The sequence below is a fragment of the Acidocella sp. MX-AZ02 genome (genome assembly GCF_000306035.1).
GTDB classification, from domain to species: Bacteria; Pseudomonadota; Alphaproteobacteria; order Acetobacterales; family Acetobacteraceae; genus Acidocella; species Acidocella facilis.
The window spans coordinates 386331-391642 of the sequence record NZ_JH976208.1 but is presented as its reverse complement, the minus strand read 5'-3'; the positions used below and the strand labels follow the sequence as shown (position 1 = coordinate 391642).

The 5312-nt window shown below is 65.2% G+C and carries 2 protein-coding genes; one reads left to right on the top strand and one right to left on the bottom strand.

What is annotated here, in order from left to right; translation table 11 throughout:
- Positions 1 to 468 precede the first annotated feature (468 nt).
- Positions 469 to 2964, bottom strand: coding sequence for an ATP-binding protein (locus MXAZACID_RS10115; RefSeq protein WP_144052743.1), 2496 nt, complete (start codon positions 2962 to 2964; stop codon positions 469 to 471).
- Positions 2965 to 3195: 231 nt separating this feature from the next.
- On the opposite strand from MXAZACID_RS10115, the gene MXAZACID_RS20390 reads away from it, so the two are divergent.
- Positions 3196 to 5312 (top strand): CHASE3 domain-containing protein (locus MXAZACID_RS20390; protein ID WP_008494218.1); only part of this gene is annotated, 2117 nt, incomplete at its 3' end.

Sequence of the window (5312 nt, the reverse complement as noted above, 5' to 3'; positions counted from 1 at the left end):
GCTAGCGCAATAAGTGTTTAGGTTGACGCGGGAGCGTCAAGATAAACACATAAAATTGCGCGCAAAAACAAAAGTTAGAGCATCAAGCTAAAAGCTTGATGCTCTAAAACGCCATGGTGAAATCGATGAGAGACGGTTTGAGACCGCCTCCTTGAAACAATTACGCGGTTTTTGACGAAGACAGAGAAAGCCTGCGGGGTTTTGAAAAAAAGCCTTCACATCCGCAAAGTTTTAGGGGCTGTCCCCGATCTTCATTCATCTGGCCATTATGTCGATCCCGAGTCTCTTCGCCTTTTGCCCGTGGCGTCAAGGGCGCGCGGCTTCGCCGCGCGTCGCCGAAGGCGAGTAAACCCCTTGACGCCACGGGCAAAAGGCGAAACCCTGCAATGATCGAAATAATGCTGATCCTTCAAAGCGTTGAAGGCATAAGACGGAAAGTTATCTAGGACAGCCCCAATTTTTATATCTTCACCCGGGGTTGGTGATCAGTTCCTTGATCCGCGCCGCCAGCGTCTCCAGCGCAAAGGGCTTGGTCAGCACATGCATGCCCGGTTCCAGATGGCCGTTGCCGATGATGGCGTTCTCCGCATAGCCGGTAATGAACAGCACATTCAGCGCCGGCCGCGTGGCGCGCGCGGCATCCGCCATCTGCCGCCCATTCATGCCGCCCGGCAGCCCCACATCAGTGACCAGCAGGTCGATCCGCATATCCGATTGCAGCACCCGCAGCCCGGCCGGGCCGTCCGCCGCCTCGATGGCGGCATAGCCCAGCTCTTCCAGCACCTCCATCACCAGCATCCGCACGCTGGGCTCATCATCCACCACCAGCACCGTCTCGCCATGGCTGGCGCGCGGCGCCGCGCGCAGCTCCGGCACCGGCTCGCCCGCCGCCTCCTCGCCGGCGAAGCGCGGCAGATACAGGCTCACCGACGTGCCATGTCCCGGCTCGCTATAAATCCGCGCCACCCCGCCGCTCTGGCGCACGAAGCCGTAGATCATCGACAATCCCAGCCCGGTGCCCTGACCCAGCGGCTTGGTGGTGAAAAACGGGTCGAACGCCTTGGCGATCACCTCCGGCGGCATCCCCGCTCCGGTATCGGTGACGCAGAGGCAGACATATTGCCCCGGCGGCAGATCGCGCGCCCGCGCCGTGCGCGGGTCCAGCCAGCGATTGGCGGTCTCGATGGTCAGCCGGCCGCCATGGGGCATCGCGTCGCGGGCATTGATGCAGAGATTGAGCAGGGCGTTTTCCAGCTGCGGCGGGTCCACCAGCGTCGCCCACAGCCCGGCCGCGCCCACCACCTCGATCTCCACCTCCGGCCCCATGGTGCGGCGGATCAGCTCCTCCATACCGCGCACCAGCCGGTTCATGTCGGTCGGTTTCGGGTCCAGGGTCTGCCGGCGGGAGAAGGCCAGCAGCCGGTGGGTCAGCGCCGCGGCGCGCCGGGCGGCGCCTTGCGCGGCATTCAGATAGCGGTCCAGCTCGTTCAGCCGGCCCTGATTCACCCGGGTGCCGAGCAATTCCAGGCTGCCGATGATGCCGGTGAGCAGATTGTTGAAATCATGCGCCAGCCCGCCGGTCAGCTGCCCCACCGCTTCCATTTTCTGGGATTGGCGCAGCTGCTCCTCGGCGCGCATCAGCTCCGCCGTACGCTCAGCCACGCGCTGCTCCAGCGTCTCGTTCAGGCTGCGCAGCGCGGCGGCGGCGCGCTCGCGCTCGGCCAGCATCATCCGGCGCTCCTGCACGTCCAGCAGCACGCCGTTGAAGGTCAGCGGCGTGCCATCCGCATCATGCTCCACCCGGCCATTCGCCTCCACCCAGTAATATCGCCCATCGGCGCGGCGCACGCGATATTGGTGGGCATAGGGCCCGCCCCGGGCGATCACTGAGTCGATCGCGCCCATCAGCCCCGGCAGATCGTCCGGATGCACGCTGGCCATAATCTGGGACAGCTCCAGCCCTTCCAGCCCCCATTCCGGGTCCAGCCCGAAATTCACGGCAAACGCGGCATCCACCACAACCAGGCCGGTGCCGAGATTCCACAGCCAGGTGCCGATAATCGCCCCGGCCGCGAGCGCGAACTGCAGGCGCTGCCCGTTCTCGCGGGCCAGCGCCTCGCTTTCGCGCAGCGCCGCCTCGGTCCGCTTGCGCGCGGTGATATCGCGAAACAACACCGAAACCTGGCGCTGGTTCGCCGGGCCGATGCGATTCGCCGAGACCTCAATGACCCGCCCGACCTCGGTGAACGCCCGCTCAAAGCTCACCGCCTGGCCCGTGCGCAGCACCTCGCCATAAATCTCCAGCCAGCCCTCAGCCGCATTCGGCGCCACCTCGCGCAGCGTCTTGCCGACGATGCCGGCAATGCCGGTATGGCGCTCATAGCCTTCATTCGCCTCGATATGCACATAATCGGAGAGCGGACCGTGCGGCCCGTCGAAAAACTCGATGATGCAGAAGCCTGCATCGAGATTATTGAACAAAGCGCGATAGCGCGCGGCGTTCTCGGCATCCTGGCTCTGGCGCCGCGCCTGCTCGCGCAGCGCCAGCTGCGCGCTCGCCTGCCCGCCCAGCAGCGTCAGCGCCGCGACCTGCTCCTGCGAGAGCCCGCCAGGCCGCGCCGCCAGATCGACCACGCAGAGCGTCCCGAAAATCGCCCCGTCCGCATCGCGCAGCGGCAGACCGGCATAGAAGCGCCAGCCTTCGCGCAGCGCGGCATTCGCCGCGTGCGCCGGCACCGCTTCGATGTCGGGAATGCTCAGCATCGCGCCGGCGGCGGTCACCAGCGGGCAGAAGCCATGGGAGAGCGGCAAAATCGCGTCCGCCTGCGCCGCCGTGCCGAATTGCCCCAGCACCAGCTGCCCGGCGGAGGTGACGCGCGTCACCCGGCCCGCCGCCACCCCGCAAATCTGCGCGGCCAGCTGGGCCAGCCCGTCCAGTGCGCCGCTGCGAGCCACTGCCGTCACATGCCAGGTTCCATCACATGTCCGCTTCCATCACATGTCCGCTTCCATTTACGCCGACGCCGACCTGGCATCGATCCGGGGAGACCCAGCTTCCTAGCATCCGGGACGACCCGACCCCGGCACAAGCCCTGGCGCCTAAAAATCTTATGACACTAATGCAATTTGCCTTACCTTTTTCCATATGTAGTGTGACGCGCGGTTTAACCAACAGATCATTGAATAGAGACCAGGATGAAGCGGACCCCAGGCTGGCAGGCGAATCGACGCGCGGCAGGATCGGAATTCGCCATCACCATCGGTCTCGGTCTCACCATCCTCTTCTTCCTGATCAGCGGCGCCACCGCCTATTTCAATCTGCGGACGATCCAGCGCGACAATGCCGAAATCTCGCATTCGCACGATGTGCTGGCCAGCCTATCGGCCCTGCGCGCCACGGCGCTGGATGCCGAAACCGGGCAGCGCGGCTACATGCTCACCGGCGATGTCGCCTATCTCGCCCCCTATGATAACGCCATCGCCAACATGGCGCCGCAAATCGACACGCTGGCGTGGCAGGTCAAGGATAACCCGCAACAGGTCGCGCGGATCGCGCCGCTGCGCCAACATGTGGCGGCCAAGCTGGCGGAGCTGAAACAGACCATCGCCCTGACCCAGTCCGGCGACAAGCCCGCGGCGATGGCGATCATCGCCAGCAATCGCGGCAAGATCGAAATGGACGATATCCGCGATCTGCTCGGCGAGATGGACCAGACCGAGGAAGTGCTGCGCGCCCAGCGCCTGCGCGAGATGGCGGCCGCCTACCAGCACGCGATGGCCAGCGGCATCGCCTCCGGCCTGGTCAGCATCATTCTGGCGCTGGTGGTGGGCTGGCTGATCCGCCGCGCCACGCTGCAACGCCAGCGCCAGGACTGGATCCAGTCCGCCCAGGTCGGGCTGGAGGCGGCGATGCGCGGCCAGCCGGATGCGGCGCGGCTGGGCGAGAGCATCCTCGCCTTCATGTCCAACTATTTCGGCGCCGTCGCCGGGGTGATCTATGTCGCCGACGAGGACGGCTTCGCGCGCACCGCCAGCTATGGCGTGCCGGCCACCGCCTTCCTGCCGGCGCGCATCACCGCGCATGACGGGCTGCTCGGCGAGGCGGTGGCGAAGACCCATCATATCGTGCTCGAAAACGTGCCGGAAGGCTATCTCACCTTCGGCACCGCGCTCGGCCAGCGCAGCCCGCGCCAGCTGATCGTGGTGCCCGGCAGCATCGAAGGCGTGGCCAACACGGTGCTGGAGCTGGGCTTCATCCAGCCGGTGGATGGCGAGGTGGTGGCGCTGCTGGACAAGCTCTCCGCCGCCATCGCCATGGTGGTGCGCGCCACCCGCTACCGCGACGAGCTGAAGGCGCTGCTGGCGGAAACCCAGCAAAAATCCGAGGAACTTCAGGTGCAGGGGGAGGAGCTGCGGGTCTCCAACGAGGAGCTGGAGGAGCAGAGCCGGGCGCTGAAGGAATCCCAGGCGCGGCTGGAGCAGCAGCAGGCGGAGCTGGAACAGGGCAATGCCCGGCTGGAAGAACAGACCCAGCTGCTGGAAAGCCAGCGCGACGAGCTGGAAAAAGCCAATGGCTTCATCCAGCTGAAGGCGCGCGAGCTGGAGCAGGCCAGCCGCTATAAATCGGACTTCCTGGCCAATATGTCGCACGAGCTGCGCACGCCGCTGAACTCGCTTTTGATCCTGGCCAAGCTGCTCGCCGATAACCCGACCAACACGCTCTCCGCCGAGCAGGTGAAATACGCCCAGACCATCCAATCCTCCGGCAATGATCTGCTGACCCTGATCAACGATATTCTCGATCTCTCCAAGATCGAGGCCGGGCATGTCGAAATCCAGCCGGATCATGTGAAGCTGGAGCGCATCGCCACGCATCTGCGCCAGATGTTCGAGCCGATCGCCCGCGAGCGGCGGATCGGGCTGGTGATCGAGGCCGCGCCGGACGCGCCGACCAGCATGGTGACGGATTCCCAGCGCCTGGAGCAGGTACTGAAAAACCTGCTCTCCAACGCGCTGAAATTCACCGAAGCCGGCGAGGTGCGGCTGAGCATGCAGCGCGCCGATGGCGGGCGGATCGCCTTCGCCGTGTCAGATACCGGCATCGGCATTTCCGAAGAGCAGCAGGCGCATATTTTCGATGCCTTCCATCAGGCGGATGGCACCATCAGCCGCAAATATGGCGGCACCGGGCTGGGGCTGTCGATCTCGCGCGAGCTCGCCCGGCTGCTCGGCGGCACGCTGGGGGTGACGAGCACGCTCGGCCAGGGCAGCGTCTTCACCGTGACCCTGCCGGAGACGTTCGATCCCGGCTT